The sequence below is a fragment of the Aureimonas sp. Leaf324 genome (assembly GCF_001423245.1).
GTDB lineage: Bacteria > Pseudomonadota > Alphaproteobacteria > Rhizobiales > Rhizobiaceae > Aureimonas.
The window spans coordinates 61,073-82,391 of the sequence record NZ_LMOH01000007.1 but is presented as its reverse complement, the minus strand read 5'-3'; the positions used below and the strand labels follow the sequence as shown (position 1 = coordinate 82,391).

24 protein-coding genes are annotated in these 21,319 nt (G+C 67.2%); 5 read left to right on the top strand and 19 right to left on the bottom strand.

Annotation, left to right across the window (positions count from 1 at the left end; all coding sequences use genetic code 11):
- Nucleotides 1-79: 79 nt before the first annotated feature.
- From ASF65_RS06395 to ASF65_RS06375, 5 genes are all read right to left on the bottom strand, one after another.
- Entirely contained in the window at nt 80-1,003 is a 924-nt protein-coding gene (locus tag ASF65_RS06395; RefSeq protein ID WP_055886803.1) for a lipid A biosynthesis lauroyl acyltransferase, read from the bottom strand.
- Nucleotides 1,000-2,043 carry a zinc-binding dehydrogenase gene (locus ASF65_RS06390; protein ID WP_055886800.1) on the bottom strand — a complete coding sequence of 348 codons (1,044 nt, stop codon included), beginning with the start codon at nt 2,041-2,043 and terminating at the stop codon, nt 1,000-1,002. The genes ASF65_RS06395 and ASF65_RS06390 overlap by 4 nt, the downstream gene beginning before the upstream one ends.
- Before the next feature lie 20 nt (nt 2,044-2,063).
- Nucleotides 2,064-3,347, bottom strand: a complete 1,284-nt coding sequence (locus ASF65_RS06385) for a beta-ketoacyl-ACP synthase (RefSeq protein WP_055886797.1) — start codon at nt 3,345-3,347, stop codon at nt 2,064-2,066.
- Nucleotides 3,348-3,394: 47 nt separating this feature from the next.
- The gene (locus tag ASF65_RS06380; RefSeq protein WP_055886794.1) at nt 3,395-4,600 is read right to left on the bottom strand and encodes a beta-ketoacyl-ACP synthase; all 1,206 of its coding nucleotides are present in this window, start codon (nt 4,598-4,600) and stop codon (nt 3,395-3,397) included.
- Nucleotides 4,601-4,679: 79 nt separating this feature from the next.
- Nucleotides 4,680-4,961 (bottom strand): acyl carrier protein, encoded by a 282-nt coding sequence (locus tag ASF65_RS06375; protein ID WP_055886791.1) that lies wholly within the window; start codon nt 4,959-4,961, stop codon nt 4,680-4,682.
- A gap of 126 nt (nt 4,962-5,087) precedes the next feature.
- On the opposite strand from ASF65_RS06375, the gene dusA reads away from it, so the two are divergent.
- Nucleotides 5,088-6,086: a tRNA dihydrouridine(20/20a) synthase DusA gene (gene dusA, locus ASF65_RS06370; RefSeq protein ID WP_055886788.1), complete on the top strand. Its 999-nt coding sequence runs from the start codon at nt 5,088-5,090 to the stop codon at nt 6,084-6,086.
- A gap of 17 nt (nt 6,087-6,103) precedes the next feature.
- Entirely contained in the window at nt 6,104-6,919 is an 816-nt protein-coding gene (locus ASF65_RS06365; protein WP_055886785.1) for a sulfite exporter TauE/SafE family protein, read from the top strand.
- A gap of 7 nt (nt 6,920-6,926) precedes the next feature.
- Here the strand turns inward: ASF65_RS06365 and ASF65_RS06360 are convergent, their stop codons facing one another.
- From ASF65_RS06360 to ASF65_RS22255, 3 genes are all read right to left on the bottom strand, one after another.
- On the bottom strand, nt 6,927-7,628 hold the full coding sequence (locus ASF65_RS06360) for a TIGR02281 family clan AA aspartic protease (protein ID WP_055886783.1): 702 nt from the start codon (nt 7,626-7,628) through the stop codon (nt 6,927-6,929).
- A 1-nt stretch (nt 7,629) separates the two neighbouring features.
- Entirely contained in the window at nt 7,630-7,821 is a 192-nt protein-coding gene (locus ASF65_RS06355; protein WP_055886781.1) for a DUF1289 domain-containing protein, read from the bottom strand.
- A gap of 67 nt (nt 7,822-7,888) precedes the next feature.
- Entirely contained in the window at nt 7,889-9,358 is a 1,470-nt protein-coding gene (locus tag ASF65_RS22255) for an ATP-binding protein (RefSeq protein WP_280137615.1), read from the bottom strand.
- Nucleotides 9,359-9,556: 198 nt separating this feature from the next.
- On the opposite strand from ASF65_RS22255, the gene ASF65_RS06345 reads away from it, so the two are divergent.
- Entirely contained in the window at nt 9,557-10,042 is a 486-nt protein-coding gene (locus ASF65_RS06345; protein WP_055886774.1) for an Lrp/AsnC family transcriptional regulator, read from the top strand.
- Between the two features lie 23 nt (nt 10,043-10,065).
- Here ASF65_RS06345 and ASF65_RS06340 read toward each other — a convergent pair whose 3' ends face one another.
- Nucleotides 10,066-10,932 (bottom strand): NAD(P)-dependent oxidoreductase, encoded by an 867-nt coding sequence (locus ASF65_RS06340; protein WP_055886771.1) that lies wholly within the window; start codon nt 10,930-10,932, stop codon nt 10,066-10,068.
- A gap of 205 nt (nt 10,933-11,137) precedes the next feature.
- On the opposite strand from ASF65_RS06340, the gene ASF65_RS06335 reads away from it, so the two are divergent.
- Nucleotides 11,138-11,806 (top strand): TetR/AcrR family transcriptional regulator, encoded by a 669-nt coding sequence (locus ASF65_RS06335; protein WP_156369190.1) that lies wholly within the window; start codon nt 11,138-11,140, stop codon nt 11,804-11,806.
- A 27-nt stretch (nt 11,807-11,833) separates the two neighbouring features.
- On the opposite strand, the gene ASF65_RS06330 is transcribed toward ASF65_RS06335, so the two are convergent.
- From ASF65_RS06330 to moaA, 7 genes are all read right to left on the bottom strand, one after another.
- Entirely contained in the window at nt 11,834-12,631 is a 798-nt protein-coding gene (locus tag ASF65_RS06330; RefSeq protein ID WP_055886767.1) for an ABC transporter permease, read from the bottom strand.
- On the bottom strand, nt 12,628-13,335 hold the full coding sequence (locus ASF65_RS06325; RefSeq protein WP_055886764.1) for an ABC transporter permease: 708 nt from the start codon (nt 13,333-13,335) through the stop codon (nt 12,628-12,630). Before ASF65_RS06325 ends, ASF65_RS06330 begins: the two co-directional genes overlap by 4 nt.
- 89 nt (nt 13,336-13,424) lie before the next feature.
- Nucleotides 13,425-14,216 carry an ABC transporter substrate-binding protein gene (locus ASF65_RS06320; RefSeq protein WP_156369195.1) on the bottom strand — a complete coding sequence of 264 codons (792 nt, stop codon included), beginning with the start codon at nt 14,214-14,216 and terminating at the stop codon, nt 13,425-13,427.
- A gap of 129 nt (nt 14,217-14,345) precedes the next feature.
- On the bottom strand, nt 14,346-14,981 hold the full coding sequence (locus ASF65_RS06315; protein ID WP_055886759.1) for an NTP transferase domain-containing protein: 636 nt from the start codon (nt 14,979-14,981) through the stop codon (nt 14,346-14,348).
- Nucleotides 14,978-15,883, bottom strand: a complete 906-nt coding sequence (locus tag ASF65_RS06310) for a DMT family transporter (RefSeq protein WP_244486575.1) — start codon at nt 15,881-15,883, stop codon at nt 14,978-14,980. The genes ASF65_RS06315 and ASF65_RS06310 overlap by 4 nt, the downstream gene beginning before the upstream one ends.
- A gap of 141 nt (nt 15,884-16,024) precedes the next feature.
- Nucleotides 16,025-16,264, bottom strand: coding sequence for a YMGG-like glycine zipper-containing protein (locus ASF65_RS06305; protein WP_055886756.1), 240 nt, complete (start codon nt 16,262-16,264; stop codon nt 16,025-16,027).
- Nucleotides 16,265-16,339: 75 nt separating this feature from the next.
- On the bottom strand, nt 16,340-17,377 hold the full coding sequence (gene moaA / locus ASF65_RS06300; RefSeq protein ID WP_055886752.1) for a GTP 3',8-cyclase MoaA: 1,038 nt from the start codon (nt 17,375-17,377) through the stop codon (nt 16,340-16,342).
- A 104-nt stretch (nt 17,378-17,481) separates the two neighbouring features.
- Between moaA and ASF65_RS06295 the strand changes: the two genes are divergently transcribed.
- Complete coding sequence (locus ASF65_RS06295; protein WP_055886750.1) at nt 17,482-17,838, top strand: DUF971 domain-containing protein; 357 nt, start codon at nt 17,482-17,484, stop codon at nt 17,836-17,838.
- A gap of 13 nt (nt 17,839-17,851) precedes the next feature.
- Here ASF65_RS06295 and ASF65_RS06290 read toward each other — a convergent pair whose 3' ends face one another.
- The 3 genes from ASF65_RS06290 to ASF65_RS06280 form a co-directional block, all read right to left on the bottom strand.
- On the bottom strand, nt 17,852-18,592 hold the full coding sequence (locus ASF65_RS06290) for a proteasome-type protease (protein ID WP_055886963.1): 741 nt from the start codon (nt 18,590-18,592) through the stop codon (nt 17,852-17,854).
- A 137-nt stretch (nt 18,593-18,729) separates the two neighbouring features.
- Nucleotides 18,730-19,671, bottom strand: coding sequence for an alpha-E domain-containing protein (locus ASF65_RS06285; RefSeq protein WP_055886747.1), 942 nt, complete (start codon nt 19,669-19,671; stop codon nt 18,730-18,732).
- Between the two features lie 57 nt (nt 19,672-19,728).
- Nucleotides 19,729-21,123, bottom strand: a complete 1,395-nt coding sequence (locus ASF65_RS06280) for a circularly permuted type 2 ATP-grasp protein (protein WP_055886744.1) — start codon at nt 21,121-21,123, stop codon at nt 19,729-19,731.
- Between the last annotated feature and the right edge of the window lie 196 nt (nt 21,124-21,319).

Below are 21,319 nucleotides of genomic sequence, written 5' to 3'. Positions count from 1 at the left end.
CCTGGATTCCTTCGCCCGGCGAACCTAGGCGACGAAAGTTAAGGAAGCGGATCGAATGTTCAGGCGAGCGGCGTTCGCTTCAGATCTGCCAGCGACGATGGAACCACATCCACTGGTCGGGATGCTCGCGCACCCAGCGCTCCACGACGTCGTTCAACTGCTGGCAACTCGCCGCCACGTCGATCGCCCCGTCGGCTCCCCGAGCCAGATCGAGACGAGGCTCCAGGACCAGGCGATAGCGACCGTCCGGCAGCCGGATGCAGCGGGCGGGATGGATGTCGCAGTCGAACTTGCGGGCAAGCTTGGGGACGAGAGGATTGGTGCGGCAGGGTCGGCCGAAGAAGGTTGTCGGCTCGCCGCGCTTGAACTTCTGATCGACCAGCATCCCGACATTGCCGCCGGCTTCCAGCGTGCCGGCCAAAGCCCAGGCCGCGCCGGCCTTGGAGGGAACGAGATGGCCACCGCTCGTGCGCCGTGCGGACAGGACCTCGCGGGCGATGTAGCGGTTGTTCGGCTGGCGGAAGAGCGCCGTCAGGTCAAGTCCGAAGGTCGCCGCGCAGATCGGCAGGAGCTCGAACGACCCGAGATGCGCCGTGAAGAAGATGATCGGCTTGGGGTTGTCGCGCAACGCCAGGAAGAGGTCGATCCCCTCCACGTCGACCATGCCCGATCCGGGCTCGCGCGCCGGGTCGAAGTCGAAGATCTCGTCGAGGAACACGTATTCGGCAGCGATGCGGCCCATCTGGCCCCAGTTGCGCCGGGCGATGTCCTCGATCTCCGCGGCGCTCTTCTCGGGGTAGGCGAGCGTCAGGTTCTCGATGGCGATCCGGTGCCGCGAGGTCTTCGGCCCGATCCACTGCGCAAGCCGATCGGCGAAGGCCAGACCCTTGCGCGCGGGAAACCGTCTGAGCACCGCGAGCATCGCGAACAGGGCCTGCGCGACCAGCCAGTCGCGCGACTGCCGCTGCCGCTTCCAGGCGCGCTCCAGAAACCGTCCGCTCATGCAGCGAGGTCGCGATCCACGTGCAGCACGATCTTGCCGAAGACCTGCCGGCTTTCCATGCGCTTCAACGCGACGTCGATGTCGTCGAAGCCGACCTCGGTGTCGATCACCGGCTTGACCCAGCCGCGCGCCATCTTTTCCATCGCGTCGGCCATGTTCTCCATGCGGCAGCCGAACGAGCCGAGGAGCTTCAACTGCTGCTGGAACAGCATCATCAGATTGACCTCGGTGGAGACGCCTGAGGTGGAGCCGCAGGTGACGAGCCGCCCGCCGCGCTTGAGGCACAGCATCGAGCCCGCGAACGTGTCCTTGCCGACATGCTCGAACACGACGTCGACGCCCTTCTTCTTCGTCAACTTGCGGACGACGCCCTCGAAGCGGTCGGAGCGGTAGTTGATGACGTGATCGGCGCCGAGTGCCTTGGCCGGTTCGATCTTCTCGTCGGAGCCGACCGTCGTGATCACCGTCGCGCCGTGGCGCTTGGCCAGCTGGATCGCCGCCGTGCCGATGCCGGAGCCGCCGGCATGGACGAGAATGGTCTCGCCGGGCTGGAGCCTGGCGTTGTCGAACAGCATGTGCTCGACCGTGCCGAAGGTGACCGGCGCCAGCGCCGCGCCGACCGCGTCGCAGCCGGGAGGAGCAGGCACGAGGAGGCGTGCCGGCAGGTTGATGCGCTCCTGCGCGAAGCCGTCGAGATGGAAGCCGTGGACGCCGCCGACATGCTCGCAGAGATTGTCGCGGCCCTCGCGGCAGGCATGGCAGAGCCCGCAGGTGCGCGCGCCGTAGATCGAGACGAGTTGCCCCGGCACCAGCCCGGAGGTGCCCGCACCCAGCGTCTCGACGACACCCGATGCTTCCGCACCGATCGTCAGCGGCAGCTTGCGCTTGGCAAAGGCCATGCCCCGCCAGCCCCAGACGTCGATATGGTTGAGCGCGACGACCTGGATGCGAACCGTGACCTCGCCGGGACCGGGGGCGCCGGGCGCGTCGACCTCGACGGTGCGAAGGTCTCGATCGGCGACGAGTTGCAAGGCTCGCATGGAGGCTCCTGGAATAACGGTCAGCGCGGCTCGCGGCCGAGAACGAGCGAGACGTTCTGGCCGCCGAAGCCGAAGGAATTGGACAGGACGGCCGAAACGTCGGCCGCGCGCGCCCTGTTGGGCACCACGTCGAGCGGGATGGCCGGGTCGGGCTGCTGGTGGTTGATCGTCGGCGGAAGCGTGCCGTTGCGCATCGACAGGATCGAGACCACGGCCTCGATCGCGCCGGCCGCCGTCAGCGTGTGACCGATCATCGACTTGTTGGACGAGATCGGCACCGAGGCGATCGCATCGCCGAACACGGCCGCAAGACCGGTATATTCCATCCGGTCGTTTTCCGGCGTCGAGGTGCCGTGGGCGTTGATGTAGCCGATGTCGGCCGGCGTCAGGCCGGCATCCTCGAGACCGGCGCGGATGGTCGAGATGATCGGCGAGCCGTCCGGCTTCGAGCGGGTGCGGTGAAAGTCGTCCGCCTGCTCGCCGATGCCGTGGATGACGCCGAGGATCTCCGCGCCACGCGCGCGGGCGGAGGCGAGCGACTCGAGCACGAGCGCGCCCGCGCCCTCGGCCATCACGAAGCCGTCGCGATCCTTCGAGAACGGCTTCGAGGCGCGCTCCGGGTTCTCGTTCTGCGTCGACAGAGCGGACAGGAGCGAGAAGCGGATCAAGGCTTCGGCGCCGACCGACCCATCGGTGCCGATGGCGATGCATCGCTCGGCATCGCCGCGCCGGATGGCTTCCAGCCCGAGCTGGATCGCGCTGGCGCCGGACGCGCAGGCGGTCGACAACGTGATGGGAAGACCGCGCGTGCCGAGCGTTTCCGACAGCCGCTCCGAGATGCCGCCGAAGAGCGTGAGGTCGTAGATCGAGGGCGAGCGGTTGGTGCGGGCGAGTTCGAGAAGGCGGTCGTAGCCGGCCTCCTCGCGCGCCTCGCCGGACATCTTGTCGAGCACAAGCCGCTGCGACCATTCCAGCTCGATCGGCGGGGCGGCGAGGAACAGTGGCGCGCCAAAGGCGGCCGGGTCGAAGCCCGCCATCGCGATGGCTTCCGTCCCGGCGGCTTCCGCCAGCGCATAGGACAGTGCGATGCCGCTCCAGGGCTCGACGGCCATGAAGTCGATCGTGCCGGCGATCGTGGTGCGAAGGTTGTCGGTGGGAAAGCGGGTGATCCGGTGGATGCCCGAGCGGCCCGCTGTGAGCGCCGACCAGTTGTCGGCGACGCCGCGCCCGAGCGACGACACGATGCCGACGCCCGTCACCGCGACCACCGGCCGCCCCTGAAAATCGAGATCACGAGACGTCATCCGTTCCATCCGTCCTGCGCCGGAGCGCCCGGCTCACACATCATGCTTCAGCGCGGCTCGATCGCCTCGACGAGGGCGACCCCTTCGCCTCGGACGTGGCCGACGCCGGTGACGAGCGCGCGAGCGGGCGCGAACTCGGCCGGGCGTTCCTCGCCGCCAGCCGCCGGACCCGGCAGGCGGCCCGCCGACAGGTGAATCGCGGCGAGCGCCACGCCGGTCGGAAACTGCGCTTCCATCGCATGGCCGACGGCGCTGCCGTAGGTCCGCAAAGCCGCGTTCGGAAAACGGCGGCTGAGAAGCGAGATCTCCTCGCCCGTCGCGCCGGAGATGCCGGTCGCGCCCGACAGGATCAGAAGTTCGTCGTCTCCGACGCCGCTCTCGTCGAGAAGCCGCCCGAGGCGCTCGGCGAGCCGTCCATCCCCGCGCGGCCCGCGATCGCCGGCGACGAAGCTGAGACGCCCGTAGGCCGTCGCGCCGCGCGAGTGGGCGTGCTCGGCATCCTCCAGCACCAGGAAGGCGCCGACGCTGCCGGGCACGAAGCCCGCGTCCTCGCCCGTGCGGGCGGGAACCGGCCGCCACTCGCCGCCGAGGAGATGGCCGCCGAGTTCGTAGTTGACGAGAAGGTCCTTGCGGGCGGCGGAAAAGGCGCCGCCGACGAGGCAGATGCGGCTCTGGCCCGCGCGGATGCGCGCCGCCGCCACCTGCACGGCGGAGATGCCGGCGCTCTCCTCGCCCATGAAGGTGCGCGAGGAGCCTGTCACCTTGTGAACGATCGAGATGTTGCCGGCCATGAGGTTGGAGAGCTGCGCGAGAAACAGCGTCGGGCGCAGTTCGCTCGACAGAAGCTCGTTCATCATCGGCAGCGGATCGTTCTGCCCGCGCGCGCGCGCCATCACCAACGCGTCGACCTCGGGATCGCGTTCGCCGCCGCCCGCCGCGACGATCATGTCCACCTTCGCGCGCGTCGCCTCGTCGGCCGCGACATCGGCATCCGCCAGCGCGAGGCCCGCCGCATAGACACCGAGCTTCTGCCAGGTTTCCATCTGGCGCTGGTCGCCCTTCTTCGGGATCTGCAGCGACCAGTCGATCGGGGGGAGGGGATGGACGAAATGCCCGGTCGGCTCGACGCTTTCGATCGCCGGCTGAAAGCTGCCGTGCGGGGCCAGCCGAGCCAGATGCGTCTCGACGCCCTCGCCGAGCGAGGAAACCAGGCCGACCCCGGTGATCAAGACGTCTCGCGCGGGCTGATCCATGGTCGGTTCCGTCGAAGGGTAAGCACGGGCGCGCCAGGCGCCCGCGATGGGGAAATGGTCCGTCGAGCGGTCGGCCGCGTCAGACCGCCTTGGCGGCCCGCAGCTCGTCGATCTTGGCGCAGAGGTTCTTCATGACGAAGTACTCTTCCGTCGTGGCCGCGCCCTCGTTGACCTGCTGCGTCCACTTTTCGAGCGGAATCTTGATGCCGAATTCCTTGTCGATCGCGAAGACGATGTCGAGGAAGTCGAGCGAATCGATGCCGAGGTCGTCGATCGTGTGGCTCTCGGGGGTGATCTGGTCGCGGTCGATCTCGCTGGTCTCGGCGATGATGTCGGCGACCCGGTCGAAGGTTGAAGACAAGGGATCTTCCTCGTAAATCTGTCGGATCGTTCGTGCGGCGAACCTATATGCAATCCTCCAGCGTTTGCAAAGCGAACCCGCCGGCTCCTCTTTTGCCCCATCGCTCGCGGAAATGGCCCGGACTTCATGCGCCCATACCTTCCCGTCCGGTTCGCCGTCGCACCGATGATCGACTGGACCGATCGTCATTGTCGCTACCTGCACCGGCAGCTGGCGCCCCGGGCGCTCCTCTATACCGAGATGGTGGTCGCCGACGCGATCCTGCATGGCGACCGGGATCGGCTGCTCGGCTTCGACGCCGCCGAACACCCGCTCGCGCTCCAGATCGGCGGATCGGACCCGGCCAAGCTGGCTGAAGCCGCGCGGATCGGCGAAGCCTTTGGCTACGACGAGATCAACCTGAATGTCGGCTGCCCGTCGGACCGGGTACAGTCGGGTGCCTTCGGTGCCTGCCTGATGCGCGATCCCGAGCTCGTCGGGCGCTGCCTCGCCGCAATGCGCGAGGCGGTCGCGATCCCCGTCACGGTGAAATGCCGGATCGGCGTTGACGATCAGGACCCCGAGCCGGCGCTCGATGCGCTCGCCGATCGGGCGGTGGATGCCGGCGTCTCCGCGATCTGGGTCCACGCGCGCAAGGCCTGGCTGCAGGGGCTGAGCCCCAAGGAGAACCGCGAGATCCCGCCGCTCGACTACGAGCGCGTCTATCGGCTGAAGCAGCGCCTGCCGGACATGTTCATCGGGCTCAACGGCGGCCTCGCGACCACCGAGTCCGCGGCATCGCATCTGACCCGCGTCGATGGGGTGATGATGGGGCGGGGCGCCTACCAGACCCCGTCCCAACTCGCGCGCGTCGGCGAGCTCTGCCATGGCGAGCAGCCGGTGCCGGTCGACTACCCCGCTTTGATCGACGCGATGGTCGCCTATTCCGAGCGGCACATGGCCGCCGGCGGCCGGTTGTCGAACGTCACGCGCCACATGATCGGGCTGTTCACAGGTCTGCCGGGCGCTCGCCGCTGGCGGCAGCTTCTGTCGGAGCGCGCGGTGCGTCCCGGCGCAACACCCGATCTCCTGCGCGAAGCCTTCGCCGAGGTCCAACTGACCCCCGCCGGCGCAGCCGCGGCCTGACGACGGGAAAGATCGAGATGGATTGGGCCGACATCGGAATGCTCGTCGGCCTGCTCGCGGCCGGCGCGCTGCTCTCTGGCTTCCTTGCGGGACTTCTGGGGATCGGTGGCGGCGCCGTCACGGTTCCCGTCCTTTATCAGGTGCTCACGACCCTCGACGTCGCGCCCGATACGCGGATGCAGATCGCGGTTGGAACGTCGCTGGCGCTGATCATTCCGACCTCGATTCGCTCGTTGCGCGCCCACATGGCGCGGGGAGCGGTCGATATGGTGCTCCTCCGGCAATGGCTGATCACGGTGCCGCTCGGCGCCCTTCTCGGCGGCGCGGTGGCGAACCTCCTGCCGTCCGACGTGCTGGCCGCGATCTTCGCCGCCATCGCGCTCGTTCTCGGCGTGCGGATGCTGATCGGCAAGCTGCCCTTCGTGCTTGGCAGCGATCTGCCCGGGCGCGTCGGACGCACGGTCTCGGGGTCCCTGATCGGCGGGCTGTCGGCGATCATGGGGATCGGCGGCGGAGTTCTCAACAACACGTTCATGACGCTCTACGGCCGCTCGATGCACCAGGCGGTGGCGACGTCGGCCGGCGTCGGCGTGCTGATCGCCGTTCCGGGCGTCGTGCCTTTCATCGTCGGCGGGTGGGGGCATCCCGACCTTCCGCCGCTCAGCCTCGGCCATGTCAGCCTCGCGGCGCTCGCGATCCTCATCCCGATGTCGATGCCGACGGTCCGGCTCGGCGCGACGCTGGCGCACCGTCTGACGAAGCGTCAGCTGGAGGTCGGCTTCGGCTTGTTTCTCCTGACCGTTGCGATCCGCTTCATGATCGGCGCCTTCTGAGGCGGCCTCAGTCCGAAAGGACGAGGCGGTCGCCGCGGAAGTCGAGCGACGACAGGGTGCCGAGGAAGCTCATTCCGAGAAGGTTGACGCCGATCCCGTCGCCCTGCGTCACGACCGCAGGCACGCGACGGCGTTCGATCGAGCCGACGCGCACGCTGTCGAGCGTCACCGGCGCGGCGACCGTGTCGCCATTGGCGGTGCGGATCCGGGCGGTGTAGCGAAGGCTCGCCGGATCGATGCCGATGGCCGCCGCCGTATCTGGATCGATGGCGACGACGCTGGCGCCGGTATCGACCAGGAACGGAGTGCGCCGCCCGTTCACCTCCGCATCGACGGCGAAATGACTGCCGTCGCCGCGCGCGACCATGACCTGACCGTCTGCGCCGGCGAGCGTCACCGTCCGACCGGGGACGAGCACCGCCATCATCCGGTCCCCGACGCCGCGAAGCTCGGGACCGAACGCGTAGGCCGCGATCAGGACGGCGAAGGCCACGACCCAGATCGCGGCGCTTTTCGCCGCCTCGCCCCATCGTCCGCGAAAGGCGACGAGGAGACCCGAGCCGAGGAGCGTCGTCCAAAGGCCCATGTAGACGAGCGAGGCGAAGGCGTCGTCCCGCATTCCCAGCACTTCGCCGCCGCCGAACGTCAGGGCGAGGAGGGCGATGCCGATGACGGCGAAGACGAGGAGAAGCAGAGTTCCCGATCGCATCTCAGAGCGCCTCCACCGAGCGAAGGCGCTCGTCGAGCACGCCCATCACGGCGAGCCGTGCACCCTCCGACATGCTCGACCAGCCGGAGATTTCCTCGATCGTGCGTCCGCAGCCGATGCAGAGGCTCCCCGCCGCGTCGAGGACGCAGATGCGGACGCAGGGCGAGGCGAGGGGGGACGGCGTCGATGTCATGCCGGGGAGATATGGCGCCGCCCGACCCGCCGCAACGCGCCCTCTCCGCGACGTGTTCGCCGCTTGGTCAGGAGAGGTCGCCAAGCGCCGGCATGACCTCGAGAACGCGGGCGTGCGGGAAGGTCGCCAGCGCCTCGGTGCCTTGGCCGGGCGCCGAGTTCAGCTCGAACGAGCCGTTGTGGAGGTTCACCAGCGCCTGAACGATCGGCAGGCCGAGGCCGGTGCCCTGTTCGGCGCTCTTGATGGCATTCGTGCCCTGCCCGAACGACGATAGCACCAGCGGCATTTCCTCCTTCGGGATGCCCGGCCCGTTGTCGCGCACCGACACGTACTGCCCGCCGCCCGCCGTCCATCCGACACGCACGAGGATGCGCCCCTTCGCGGGCGTGAACTTCACCGCATTGGACAGAAGGTTCAGGATCACCTGACGGAGCGATCGCGGATCGCCCCAGAGCTGCGGCAGGTCCGGCTCGAACTCGGCGCGGATTTCGATCCGCTTCGTATCGGCCTTCATCTGCACGAAGCCGATGGCCGCCTTGGCGATGGCGACAAGGCTCACCGCCTCCTCGTTCAGCGTGTAGCGCCCCGCCTCGACGCGCGACAGGTCGAGGATCTCGTTGATCAGGTCGAGGAGGTGCTGGCCGGAATTGTGGATGTCGCGGGCGTAGTCGCGATAGGTCTCGTTGCCGACGGGGCCGAGGATCTCCTCTCCGATCACTTCCGAAAAGCCGAGGATCGCATTGAGCGGCGTGCGCAATTCGTGGCTCATCGTGGCCAGGAACTGCGACTTCGCCAGGTTGGCCTCCTCGGCGCGCTGGCGGGCCTGATCCGACGCGATCCGTGCCGCCTCGATCTCGAAGGTGAACTGGTCTCGTTCCGTGCGGTGGCGGATGCGATCCGTCTTCGACGAACGCAGCCGGCTCGACACGACGGCAAAGAAAGGCACGGCCGAAAGAAGCACCCCATGCAGCGCCATGCGCGACGGGTCGTCGGTGGTGACGGCGAGGTAGGCGGTGACCAGCGCGAGCGGTCCGAAACTCCAGAGAACGACGCCCTTCAGGCTCGCGCCGATCAGCGCGAGCGTTCCGATCGCGGCCGCGACGACGGCGAGCCGGACCGGATCGAACGCCTCGAAGCCGCAGGCCTCGCAGGCCGGCCACAGCATCAGCACCGCCCAGGGCAGGCCGAGAACGAGATGCCCGATCTGGAACCGGCGCCGCCAGGTGAAGGCGGCGACCATCGACGGGGCGGCCTTTTCGAAGCCGCGCAGCAGGAAAAGAAGCGGAAGGGCGGTGATCAGGTTCAGCCCGATCCAGGCGACCATGATCGGAAGGTCGGCGAGGGCGAAGAGCGCACCGGCGGCCCCGACGATGACCGCCAGTACGGGCAAGCCGGCCGAAAACTGGGGAACGTGCTGGCGCAGGAGCTCCAGTTCGATTCGCGGCGGCATGCCGTCGGCCGAGATCAGCTGGTCGCGGGTCCTGCGAAGCGTGCGCGCCAGTTCCACGCGCTGGCCGGCCGCTCCGCCGCGGGGCATGCTCGACTTGTCCAGGGATGGCGGGGCGGCAAGCGACATCGAAACGGTTCGGGCAAGGGTTGCATGCAGTGGTTCGGCATCATCCTGTTGCGGAAAACTTAAAGAATTGGCTTAAGAAACCGCGAAAGATCGTGGTTCGACGGTGGGATGGCGGCGAAGGGTCGCGCGAGACCGCCGTTTGCCGGAAAGAGGTGGGGATTGGACAGGCTCGACAAGAAGATCCTTCGGCTGCTGCAGGAAGACGCCACGCTGGCCGTCGCCGACGTCGCCAAGCGCGTCGGTTTGTCCACGACGCCGTGCTGGCGACGTATCCAGAAGCTGGAGGAAGAGGGCGTCATCGTCCGGCGCGTCGCGGTCCTCGATCCGGTCAAGGTCAATGCGCGCGTCACGGTCTTCGTCTCGGTGCGCACCGGTTCCCATTCGGTGGAATGGCTGAAGCGCTTCTCCGAAGTGGTCCAGGAGTTTCCCGAGGTCATCGAGTTCTACCGCATGAGCGGCGACGTCGATTACCTCCTGCGGGTCGTGGTGCCGGACATCGCGGCCTACGATTCGTTCTACAAGCGGTTGATCGCGAAGATCGAGATTCGCGACGTCTCCTCGGCTTTCGCGATGGAGCAGATCAAGTACACGACCGAACTGCCGCTCGACTATCTCGTGCTCGACAAAGACCAGCGGGAGAGCTGACGCCTCCCGCCGGCCCGTGACGCTCAGCGATTGAGGCGCGCCAGCAGCGAGGACGTGTCCCAGCGCTTGCCGCCCATCGCCTCGACCTCGGCATAGAACTGGTCGATCAGCGCGGTGCCGGGCAGCGAGGCGCCGTTGCGCTTGGCTTCCGCGAGGCAGATGCCGAGGTCCTTGCGCATCCATTCGACCGCGAAACCGAAGTCGTAGCGGCCTTCGTCCATGGTCTTGTGGCGGTTCTCCATCTGCCACGAACCCGCCGCGCCCTTCGAGATGACCTCGACGACCTTCTTGATGTCGAGGCCGGCCTTCTGGCCGAAATGCACGGCTTCCGACAGGCCCTGGACGAGACCCGCGATGCAGATCTGGTTCATCATCTTGGTCAGCTGACCGGACCCGGCGGGACCCATCAGCCCGATCATCCGCGCATAGGACTCGATCACCGGGCGGGCCGCGTCGAAGGTCGCAGCCTCACCGCCCACCATCACCGTGAGGACGCCGTTCTCGGCACCGGCCTGACCGCCCGACACGGGCGCGTCGAGGAAGCGCAGGCCCTTCTCGCCCAGGGCGCCTTCCAGTTCGCGCGCGAGTTCGGCGGACGCCGTGGTGTGGTCCACGAGGATCGCGCCGCTCTTCATGCCGGCGATCGCCCCGTCGTCGCCGTAGATCACGGAGCGCACATCGTCGTCGTTGCCGACGCAGACGAAAACGATGTCGGCGTTCGCCGCGGCCTCGCGCGGCGTCGGAGCGCTGCGCCCACCGTGCTGGGCCACCCAGGCCTCGGCCTTCGCCGGGTTGCGATTGAACACGGTGACGTCGTGGCCCCTGGCAGCGAGATGCCCGGCCATCGGAAAGCCCATGACACCGAGGCCGATGAAGCTGGTTGCAACCATTCGAACGTCCTTCCGTTTGCGAAACATTGCGAAAAGTTTAGCTGCCGAACGAGCGGCATCTTCCGAATCGCATCGGGTGAGAGAATGATGGCGGAGAGGGCGAAAGATCCAGTTCCGAAAGTCGGAAAGAGGTCTCACACCGTCTCGCGTCGGGGTCGTATCAAGCGGGAAGGGCGCGCTCGTGGGCGGCAGTGAGACGACGCAGTTGAGTTTGAGTGACGGTACGCCGCACGCGGCGAGGTTGGAGCGTCGAAGAGGCCGCCCGACCAAATCGGCGGCGGCCAGCCTGTCCCACACCATTCTCGAGATCGCCTTCCGCCAATTCCTCGACGCCGGCTACAGTGCCACCAGCATGGATTCCGTCGCTGCCGAAGCTCGAACGTCGAAGCGGACACTCTACGACCGGTTTCCGTCGAAACAGCGCCTGTTCGAAGCGGCGCTGCATCATCAAATCCTCTTCAATTACGACGCCCTTCGCGTGCTTGAAGCGAAGACGGGCTCGATCGGCGAGACCCTTCCCCAGGTGGCCGCTTGGCTGCGCACCAACACGTTCGCACCCCGCACGATCGCGCTGTTCCGCCTCCTCGCGGCCGAAGGGCACCGTCATCCAGAGCTTGCCGACTATTCCGAAAGCCGTGTGCTCCGGCCGATCGTCGTCGCGCTGACCCATATCTTCGAGCGAGCCCGCGAGCGCGGCGAGGTCCGCGACATGCCGCCGGAGTTTCTGGCCAACCAGTTCATCCAGGCGATCTGCGGCGGCGACATCCGAGCCAGCATCTACGGCATTCCGAAGGGTGAGGATGCCGACGCGGTCGCCAGACGGACCGACCAAGCCGTCGATCTGTTCCTCCACGGCGTCGCCCGCCAAAGCTGATGGGTGATAGCCCGGCGCCGCTCGGCGTCAGCGCTTGAGGTGTCGGGTCAGCCGCGCCTCGGCACGGTTGGTCAGTCGCCGGACGATCTCGACCAGCATGAGGTAGAAGATCGCAGCCCAGACATAGGTCTGGAAATCGAAGCTGCGGGAGAAGGCCCGCCGCGTCTCGCCGAAGAGATCGAAGACGCTGATGATGGCGACGATCGCCGAGGCCTTGACCATGAGGATGAACTCGTTGGCGTAGGGCCGCAGCGCGACGATCATCGCTTGCGGGGCGATCACGCGACGGATGATGACGCGGCGCGGCAGCGCGAGCGCCCGCGCGCCTTCCCACTGGCCCTGTCGCACGCTCTGGATGGCACCGCGCAAAATTTCGGCCTGATAGGCAGCGGTGTTCAGGGACAGCGCGAAGATCGCGCAATACCAGGCGTCGCGGAAGAACCACCAGAGACCGACGGTCTCGAACGCGGACCGGAACGTGCCGAACCCGTAGTAGATCAGGAAGACCTGCGCGATCAGCGGCGTGCCGCGAAAGAACGAGACGTACGAGAAGGACGCGCCGCGCGCGAGCCCGTTCTTGGCCATGCGGCCCGCCGCGATCGGCACCGACAGGATCGCCCCGAGCACGTAGGACAGCGTGACGATCGTCAGCGTCGTCCAGAGGCCCCGCAGGTACACGGGACCATAGGTCGCGATGAGGTCCGGATTCCAGACCTCGATGAGATAGGCGACGAGCGCGAGGGCGCCGGCCGCCCACAGCCCGAGCGTCAGGAGACCGGCGACACCGGGGCGACGGCGCACGGCGGGGGGAGGAGCAAGGCTCATCGTGCCACCTCGCCGCGCTTGGTCCAGAGTTCCAGGCGCCGGAGGCCGACCGCGGAAACCAGCGTCAGGACGAGATAGAGGACGCAGGCGAAGCCGAAGAAGAAGAACGGCTCGCGCGTCACGCGCGCCGCGACGCCGGTCTCGCGCATGATGTCCGCAAGACCGATCACTGACACCAGCGCCGTATCCTTCAGGAGGTTCAGCCAGACGTTGGAGAGGCCGGGAAGGCTGATGCGCAGGAGCTGCGGCAGGATCACCAGCCAAAGGATGCGCCGATGCGGCAGGCCGAGCGCACGCGCGCCCTCCCACTGGCCGTCGGGGATGGCGCGGAAAGCCGAAAGAAAGACCTCCGACGAATAGGCAGCGAACACGAGCCCGAGCGCGACCATGCCGGACACGAAGCTCGACAGCGTCCACTGTCCGAGGCCGAGCGCCCCGGTCGCCGCGTTCAGGAGGTTCTGCCCGCCGTAGTAGACGAGGAACAGGGTGAGAAGCTCGGGCAGGCCCCGAAACAGCGTCGTGTAGATATCGGCGGACAACCGCAGGCCGGGATCCTCGCCGCGCTTGGCGAGAGCGAGCCCGAGACCCAGAAGCAGCCCGAACGGAAGCGTCGCCAAAGCCAGCGAGACCGTGACGAGCACGCCCCGGGCGATCTCGTCACCCCAGCCGGTGTCGCCGTAGGCGAGTAGCGAAAGATAGTCCATCTGCCGATCGCGACCCGCCGACGCTGGAAAGCCAGGGCGCCGGACCCGGGGCGATGGCCCGGATCCGGCGCGGGTTCAGGAGGTCCGGATCAGCCGCCGTAGACGTCGAACTTGAAGTACTTGTCGTTGATCGTCTTGTAGGTGCCGTTCTGACGGATGGCGATGATCGCGTCGTCGAACATCTTCTTCAGCTTCTCGTCGTCCTTGCGCAGCGCGATGCCGGCGCCCTTGCCGTAGATTTCCTCATCGACGGGAAGCGTGCCGAGCAGCTTGCAGCAGGCACCGGCCGGGCTGTCGAGCCACTGGCTCAGAACCACGACGTCGTCGCTGACGGCATCGAGGCGGCCGTTCTCGATGTCGAGCTTGTACTCCTCGGCGGTCGGATAGACCTTCACGTCGGCGTCCGGGAAGAACTTCTGGACGGCCTGCGAGTGGGTGGTCGACCCTTGCGCGCCGATCGTCTTGCCGGAGAGCGAGGCGGCGCTCGTATCGGTGATCGTCGAGTCCTTGGGCACGGCGATCGCGCCCGGCGTGTTGTAGTACTTGTTGGTGAAGAGCACCTGCTGCGAGCGCTCCGGCGTGATCGACATCGAGGCGATGATCGCGTCGAAGCGGTTGTTCTGGAGCGCGGGGATCATGCCGTCCCAGTCCTGCGTCACGAAGGTGCACGTCACCTTCATCTGCTCGCAGAGCGCGTTGGCGATGTCGATGTCGAAGCCGAGCAGCTTGCCGGAGGCGTCGAGGTAGTTGAACGGAGGATAGGCGCCCTCCGAGCCGATGCGGATTTCGGTCCAGGTCTTGTTCGCGTCGCTCTCCTGCGCCGCGGCGGGCCCGGCGACGAGGGCGGTCAGCGCGACGGCTGCCAGAAGGTTCTGAAACATTGTCATGGGCGTGAGTTATCCTGCCGAGCCGAAAATGAACCGTGCCTGCCTTATGAGCATGCTTCTCGATGGGGCGATGTTGCCGTTTCCGTCAATTTTGGCAACCCGTCCGGTCGCGGCCTCTGCGCCTCATCCCCGAGAAACGGCGAAATCGCGAGCTGTCGCCAGATCCTGCGGCGTGTTGACGTTGAAGAACGGGTCGCCGCCGGGCGCTGATAGGGAGATCGGAAACGCGATGTCCTCGATCGCATAGGTGGCCATGACCGATCGGAGCGAGGGCGCCCTGGTCGCGTCGAGGGTGAGGCTCGCGAGGTGATCGATGGCCGTCGGCGGCCAGGTGGCACATGCGGGATGCCATCGGTCGAAGCTGGTGGCAACGCGCAGCCCGTCGAGCGTTGCGCCATCGAGGAGGCGAGGAGCGAAGTCCGCAGGCAGGAACGGCGTATCGGCCGGTGCCGTCACGAGCCGCAGATCGCGATTCGCGGCGGCTTGCAGGTGGTTGGCGGCGGCCTGCAATCCGGCGAGGGGACCGGCATATCCCGGCACCGCGTCGCAAACGCAGAGGCCGCCGAGATCGCCATAGAGATCCGGCCGGTCGGTCGCGATCACGAGCTCGTCGACATAGGGGGCCAGTCGGTCGGCGACGCGGCCGATCATGCTGCGCGCACCGATCTCAAGACAGGGCTTCGGCGGGCCGGGCCCCATCCGCGACGACCGACCACCGGCGAGGATCAGGCCGACGAGGCGCGTCGGAGCGCGGCTCACGCTGCGCTCTCGGCCGGGCGCCTGCGAGCCTCGCGGTGCAGTGTGTAGAGCCCGCTCCCGACGACGATCAGCGAGCCCAGCGTCTCGCGCGGCGTCGGACGCTCGCCGAAGGCGGCGATGCCGAGCAGGATCGAAAAGAGAAGGATCGTGTACCGGAACGGGGCGACGAAGCTCATCTCCCCGAGCCTCACAGCCGCGACGATCAGGGCGTAGCCGCAGGCGAGCGTGAACGACGCACAGACGAGGACGATCCAGACGGATCCCGACATGGGGCGCCATCCCATCACCGGCAGGAGCGCGAAACCGGTCAGCGTCACCGCGATCGAGGTCACCAGCGCGATCTGCGGCGAAGACAGGTCCGGCGGCATCCGGCGGGTCGCAAGATCGCGCATCGCGGCGAAGACCACCGAGGCGAGAACCCACAGACCGTAGGCGTTGAAGCCGTCGACGCCGGGCGCCAGGATGACGAGAACGCCCGCAAAGCCCACCGCGATCGCGCTCCAACGCCGCCAGCCCACCGTCTCGCCGAGAAACAGGAAGGCGCCGAGCGTGATGGTGAGGGGCAGCGCCTGAAAGATCGCGGCGGTGTTGGCCAACGGCAGGTGCCGGAGCGCGTTCAGGTAGGTCAGCGTGGTGCAGATGTCGGCGAAGGCGCGCACGAGCACGATCGGATGGCGCAGGACCGAGACGGACAGCGCCGCCCTCCGCCACTTCGCGAACAGGAACAGGAGGATCGACGCCATCACGCCGCGCACGGCCATGATCTGCACCGGTTCGATCGACTGCGTGGCGAACTTGGTCAGCATGTCGTTGGTGGCGAAGGTCGCCATCGACAGCGTCATCAGGATGCTCGCCTGCACGTTGGCGCCGAGCGATGCGAAGCGAAGGGAAGCAGAGGACACGGAGCGGAACCGGACGAATCGTCAGTCAGGCGTAGCGTGTCCGCCGCGCATTGGCGAGGTCTGGCGGTCGATTGTGCACCCGATGAAAAAAGCCCCGCAGCGAATGCTGCGGGGCTCGACCGACGCGAAGCGTCGGATGGATCAGTAGCGGGAGTAACCGCGGTCGCGGCGGCCCATGTCGCGGCCGACCAGAGCGCCCGCCGTACCGCCGGCCAGACCGCCGATCACGGCGCCGCCCGAGCCGCCGATGGCATTACCGATCACGGCGCCGCCAGCGCCGCCGACGACAGCGCCGCCCACGGTGCGCTCGGTCGTGGTGCAGCCAGCCATGGTCAGGGTCGCGGCGCCGAGCACCAGCGCGATCTTCCAGGTGGACGTCATATCCGTCTCCAGTCCTCAACAAGGTTTTACTGCGGCGGAAATGCGCAGCCCCTCGTTCGGTTCCCTGGAATGAACTCAGCCGCCGGTCACGCTCATGTGCCGGGAGACGCTCGGACGGCTCGTGGCGCGGTCGATCACGAAATCGTGGCCCTTGGGCTTTCGGGCGATCGCCGCGTCGATGGCACGGTGCAACGTTTCGTCGCTTTCGCTTGAGCGCATCACCGATCTCAGATCGGCGGCATCCTCCTGACCGAGGCACATGAAGAGGGTGCCGGTGCAGGTGAGGCGAACCCGGTTGCAGCCTTCGCAGAAGTTGTGCGTCATCGGCGTGATGAAGCCGAGCTTGCCGCCGGTCTCGGAGACGGAGACGTAGCGGGCCGGACCCCCGGTCCGCTCCGGCAGGTCGGACAGCGTGAACTCCTGCGACAGCCGCTCGCGCACCACGCTGAGCGGCAGGTAGCGGTCGGTGCGGTCCTCGTCGATCTCGCCGAGCGGCATCGTCTCGATCAGGGTCAGGTCCATCCCCTGTCCGTGCGACCAGCGCACCATCTCGGACAGCTCGTCCTCATTCACGCCCTTCAGCGCGACGGCATTCAGCTTGATGCGGATGCCTGCCGCCTGGGCCGCGCGGACGCCGTCCATCACGGTGGCGAAATCGCCGCGCCGTGTGATGCGGCGGAAACGATCGGGGTCCATCGTGTCGAGCGACACGTTGATGCGGCGGACACCGCAGTCGGCGAGCTCGCCGGCGAACTTCGCCAGTTGCGACCCGTTGGTGGTGAGCGTCAGTTCCTGCAGCGCGCCGGTTTCGAGATGACGCGAGAGCCGGCGCACCAGCTGCATCAGGTTGCGGCGGACGAGCGGCTCGCCGCCCGTCAGGCGAAGGCGCTTCACGCCCCGGTCCACGAAAGCCGACGAGATCCGGTCGAGCTCTTCCAGCGTCAGGAGATCGCGCTTGGGCAGGAACTGCATGTCCTCGGCCATGCAGTAGACGCAGCGGAAGTCGCAGCGATCGGTGACCGAGACGCGAAGATAGGTGACATGCCGACCGAAGGGATCGACCAGCCCCGCCTTGGACGGCGCTGCACGTTGGACGGTGGGAATGTCGAGCATGTCGCCGGGCGGAAAACCGCCCCCTTCTCGTTGCCTTGCCTTGTGAATGTGGCTTCGGGGGTGCATGGGGTCAACCCGAGCGAAGACGAGAACGGACGCAGACCATGACCGGAGCGATCGCACCCGAACAGTTGGCCGTCTCGCGCGACCGCCGCCTCCTGACGGTTCGCTACGCCGACGGGCGTCGCCATGAACTGACGGCGGAGATGCTGCGCGTCCTTTCGCCCTCCGCCGAAGTGCAGGGGCACTCGCCGGACCAGCGCGTGACGGTGGCCGGCAAGAGCGAGGTGGCGATCAGCGACATCAGGCCCATCGGCCACTACGCCGTGCGTATCGTCTTCGACGACGGGCACGATTCCGGGCTCTTCACCTGGTCCTACCTCGACCGGCTGGGAACCGAGAAGGATGCGCTCTGGCAGGCGCACCTCGACGACCTCGCGAAGAAGGGCCTTCGGCGCTAGGCGCCGATGGCGATCAGCGGCGCGTCGGCACGAAGGGCGGCAGGCTTTCGAAGGCCGACTTCAAGGCATCGGACCAACCGTCCGAAATCGTGCGGTAGTACGGGTCGCGGTCGTCGAAGCGCTGGCGGAAACCCGCTTCCAGGCTGTCGGTCTCGTACACCTGGACGTCGATCGGCAGGCCGACCGAAAGGTTCGACTTGATGGTGGAATCGAAGGACACGAGAAGGAGCTTCACGGCGTCCTCCAGCGGCATGTCGGGGTCGTAGGTCCGCACAAGGATCGGCCGGCCGTACTTGTGCTCGCCGATCTGGAAGAACGGATTGTCGGGCCCGGCTTCGATGAAGTTGCCTTCCGGGTAGATCATGAACAGGCGCGGCTGGCCGCCCGCGATCTGCCCGCCGAGAATGAAATTCCCGGTGAAGCGGCCGCTGGCCTCCTGTCCGCTGTCGGCGGTGTAGGAGATGACCTCGCGCAGCGTTTCGCCGACGAGTTTGGCTGTCTGGAACATCGACGGCTGGGCCAGGAGCGCCGACTTGCGCTGCGCCGGCGCAAGGCCGCGCTCCTCCAGAAGCGAGATTGTCGACTGGGTGGTCGCGAGGTTTCCCGCGCTCAAAAGCGTGATGAAGCGGTCGCCCGGCACGTTCCAGGAGCGCATCTTGGTCACGACGGAGATGTTGTCGATGCCGGCGTTGGTGCGCGTGTCGGACATGAAGACGAGGCCACGCTTCAGGAGAAGCCCGACGCAATAGGTCACGTTGCAGTCTCCGCATCCACGCCGCGCCCGGCGTTCCTCCACCATCGGACAAGCGGTATCCCCGGCGGCGGGCGTGCGGGCAAGTGGGCTCCGACGAACATATTCCGGGTGCGGCTTTCGGGCCGCACGGGAAAGCCTCAGGAGTAGAAGCTGTAGGAGCGGGCGATCTCGTTCGAGAGCCTGTTGTTTTCGGTAATCAGCGTCTCGATGAATTCGTGCAGGCCGCCATCGATGATCTCCTTCACCGACCGGTCCTCCAGCCGCGCGGCGATCGCGCGCGCCGTGGCGTGGCACTCGTGCTCGACACCGTAGGCGCGGGCGAGGAAGTCCAGGCTGTCGTTGATGCAGCGGTAGGAATAGGCGAGCGAGCGCGGCATGCGCTTGTTGAGGAGCAGGAAGTCGATGATGTCCATCGCGCGGAAATCGGCGTCGTATTCCCAGGCGTAGGAGCGCAGGGCCGAGACCGAGCGCAGGATCGAGCCCCACTGGTAGTTGTCGAGCGACGAGCCGATCGAGGAGTGCTCGGGCAGGAGCACCCAGTACTTCACGTCGAGGATGCGCGCGGTGTTGTCGGCGCGCTCGACGAAGGTGCCGAGGTTGCAGAAGTCGAAGATCGTGTTGCGCAGCATCGTGCCGTAGAACGTGCCGCGGATCAGCGCCGTGCGCGCCTTCACGAAATCGAGGAGGGCGGGCAAGTCCTCGACGGGGCGGGACAGACGCTGGCGCAGCATCATCCAGCTTTCGTTCAGCGCCTCCCACGTCTCGCGCGTCAGGGCCGTGCGGACCATGCGACCGTTGGTGCGCGCCACGCCGATCGAGGATAGGACGCTGGACGGATTGTCGAGGTCGCGCAGCATATAGTCGATGATGTGCTCGGGATCGTATTCCGGATACTTGGCGAGGTAACCGCTCTCGACGCCCGCCGAAACCAGCACGGACTGCCACTCGTCGGGTTCCGCCGACAGGTTGGTGAGAGACAGGCGCAGGCCGGCATCGAGAAGGCGCGCCATGTTCTCGGCGCGCTCGATGTAGCGCTGCATCCAGAAGAGGCCGTTGGCGGTACGTCCGAGAAGAGGCATGGGCGGTCGACGATCCTTGGTGAGCGGTGCGGTGCGGGTGGCGGGGCGTCGTTTCCGTCAGTCCTCCAGAACCCAGGTGTCCTTCGTGCCCCCGCCCTGGCTCGAATTGACCACCAGCGAGCCCTCGGTGAGGGCGACGCGGGTGAGCCCGCCCGGAATGATCTTGACGGTATCCGACACGAGCACGAAAGGGCGCAGGTCGACGTGGCGCGGCGCCAGGCCCTTTTCGGTCAGGATCGGCACGGTCGACAGGGCGAGCGTCGGCTGGGCGATGTAGTTGCCGGGCCGCTCGCGCAGCTTCGCCGCGAAGGTCTCGCGCTCGGCCTTCGACGCGGCCGGTCCGACCAGCATCCCGTAGCCGCCGGAACCGTGCACCTCCTTCACCACCAGATCGGCGAGGTGCTCGAGCACGTAGGCGAGGCTGTCCGCCTCGGCGCAGCGCCAGGTCGGCACGTTCTCGAGGATCGCCTTGCGGCCGGTGTAGAACTCGACGATCGCCGGCATGTAGGAGTAGATCGCCTTGTCGTCGGAGATGCCGGTGCCGGGCGCGTTGGCGATGGTGATGCCGCCGTTCTTGTAGACCTCCATGATGCCGGGGACGCCGAGAAGCGAGTCCGGCTTGAAGGAGAGGGGATCGAGATAGGCATCGTCGACCCGGCGGTAGAGGACGTCGATCGGCAGGTAGCCCTCGGTCGTCCGCATGGCGATGCGGCCGTCGATCAGCTTGAGGTCCGATCCTTCCACGAGTTCCACGCCCATCTGGTCGGCGAGGAAGGCATGCTCGTAATAGGCGGAGTTGTGGATGCCGGGCGTCAGGATCGCGACGCGCGGAACGCCGGTCGTCGCGGCCGGGGCCGTCGCCTGGAGCGAGCGGCGAAGGTGGCGCGGATAGGTCTCGACCGGGCGCACGCGGTTCTGCGCGAAGAGCTCGGGAAACATCTGCATCATCGTTTCCCGGTTCTCGATCATGTAGGACACGCCGGACGGGGTCCGCGCGTTGTCCTCCAGGACGTAGAACTGGTTCTCGGCGGTGCGCACGATGTCGACGCCGATGATGTGGGTGTAGACCCCGCCCGGCGGCCGAAAGCCGACCATCTGCGGAATGAAGGCCTCGTTTCCCTCGATCAGGCGCTGGGGCACGATGCCGGCCTTCACGATCTCCTGATCGTGGTAGATGTCGTCGAGGAAGGCGTTGAGGCCGCGGACGCGCTGCTCGATCCCTTCGGCGAGCACCGACCATTCCGAGCCCGAGATGATGCGCGGCACGAGATCGAACGGGATCAGCCGTTCGGCGGCCTCCTCCTTGCCGTAGACATTGAAGGTGATGCCGGTGCGGCGGAAGAAGCTTTCGGCCTCGCCAGCCTTGGCGGCGAGCGTCGCCGGCACCTGCTTCTCGTACCAGGATTGGAAACGACGATAGGGAGCGCGCACGCCGTCGCTTCCGTTCAGCATTTCGTCGAATCCAGCCACGCCCCGTCTCCTCGCTGCTGTGCAGCATCAGAATGCGCGAAATGCGCGAGATTCCAAGATGCCACGGGCTGCCGATGCGATATTCTGCCGAGGAACGTGGTCGGGCGACTGTGATGCGCGGCTCTCCGGCGTGGGAGGGCGGTCGGCGCGGCGTCCGGCATCAAGACGAGGGAGCAGG

Bases quoted from the DNA above. Each gene is read 5' to 3' on its own strand.
- ASF65_RS06360 (WP_055886783.1), bottom strand. From the start codon at position 7,628: ATGCGATCGGGAACTCTGCTTCTCCTCGTCTTCGCCGTCATCGGCATC.
- dusA (WP_055886788.1), top strand. From the start codon at position 5,088: ATGCGCCCATACCTTCCCGTCCGGTTCGCCGTCGCACCGATGATCGAC.
- ASF65_RS06325 (WP_055886764.1), bottom strand. From the start codon at position 13,335: ATGGACTATCTTTCGCTACTCGCCTACGGCGACACCGGCTGGGGTGAC.
- ASF65_RS06285 (WP_055886747.1), bottom strand. From the start codon at position 19,671: ATGCCTCTTCTCGGACGTACCGCCAACGGCCTCTTCTGGATGCAGCGC.
- ASF65_RS22255 (WP_280137615.1), bottom strand. From the start codon at position 9,358: ATGCCCCGCGGCGGAGCGGCCGGCCAGCGCGTGGAACTGGCGCGCACG.
- ASF65_RS06355 (WP_055886781.1), bottom strand. From the start codon at position 7,821: ATGACATCGACGCCGTCCCCCCTCGCCTCGCCCTGCGTCCGCATCTGC.
- ASF65_RS06280 (WP_055886744.1), bottom strand. From the start codon at position 21,123: ATGCTGAACGGAAGCGACGGCGTGCGCGCTCCCTATCGTCGTTTCCAA.
- ASF65_RS06395 (WP_055886803.1), bottom strand. From the start codon at position 1,003: ATGAGCGGACGGTTTCTGGAGCGCGCCTGGAAGCGGCAGCGGCAGTCG.
- ASF65_RS06380 (WP_055886794.1), bottom strand. From the start codon at position 4,600: ATGGATCAGCCCGCGCGAGACGTCTTGATCACCGGGGTCGGCCTGGTT.
- ASF65_RS06305 (WP_055886756.1), bottom strand. From the start codon at position 16,264: ATGACGTCCACCTGGAAGATCGCGCTGGTGCTCGGCGCCGCGACCCTG.
- ASF65_RS06340 (WP_055886771.1), bottom strand. From the start codon at position 10,932: ATGGTTGCAACCAGCTTCATCGGCCTCGGTGTCATGGGCTTTCCGATG.
- ASF65_RS06295 (WP_055886750.1), top strand. From the start codon at position 17,482: ATGACCGGAGCGATCGCACCCGAACAGTTGGCCGTCTCGCGCGACCGC.
- ASF65_RS06365 (WP_055886785.1), top strand. From the start codon at position 6,104: ATGGATTGGGCCGACATCGGAATGCTCGTCGGCCTGCTCGCGGCCGGC.
- ASF65_RS06330 (WP_055886767.1), bottom strand. From the start codon at position 12,631: ATGAGCCTTGCTCCTCCCCCCGCCGTGCGCCGTCGCCCCGGTGTCGCC.
- ASF65_RS06390 (WP_055886800.1), bottom strand. From the start codon at position 2,043: ATGCGAGCCTTGCAACTCGTCGCCGATCGAGACCTTCGCACCGTCGAG.
- moaA (WP_055886752.1), bottom strand. From the start codon at position 17,377: ATGCTCGACATTCCCACCGTCCAACGTGCAGCGCCGTCCAAGGCGGGG.
- ASF65_RS06385 (WP_055886797.1), bottom strand. From the start codon at position 3,347: ATGACGTCTCGTGATCTCGATTTTCAGGGGCGGCCGGTGGTCGCGGTG.
- ASF65_RS06320 (WP_156369195.1), bottom strand. From the start codon at position 14,216: ATGTTTCAGAACCTTCTGGCAGCCGTCGCGCTGACCGCCCTCGTCGCC.